Raw genomic sequence first — 300 nt, 5'->3', positions numbered from 1 at the left:
GTGACCATGCCGCGTTCGGTTTCAACGTGGTATGCACCGATGTGCTGGGTGATACCACCGGCTTCGCCAGCAGCTACCTTGGCACGACGGATGTAGTCGAGCAGGGACGTTTTACCGTGGTCAACGTGGCCCATTACGGTCACGACTGGTGCACGGGAGAACGACTCACCTTCAAACTTCAGGGACTCGGCCAGGGAATCTTCCAGGGCGGTGTCGCTGACCAGGGTCACTTTGTGGCCCAGTTCTTCGGCTACCAGTTGAGCAGTTTCCTGATCAAGCACCTGGTTGATGGTCGCTGGA

1 pseudogene is annotated in these 300 nt (G+C 58.0%); it reads right to left on the bottom strand.

The annotated features are described in order from the left end of the window. Positions 1-300 (bottom strand): annotated as a pseudogene (locus ACIP1X_RS28140) (translation initiation factor IF-2); the annotation flags it as partial.

Source organism: Pseudomonas sp. NPDC088885, assembly GCF_044750025.1.
GTDB lineage: Bacteria > Pseudomonadota > Gammaproteobacteria > Pseudomonadales > Pseudomonadaceae > Aquipseudomonas > Aquipseudomonas rustica.
Note: the sequence above shows the minus strand (reverse complement) of the source record. Positions and strands in the feature narration are given on the sequence as shown.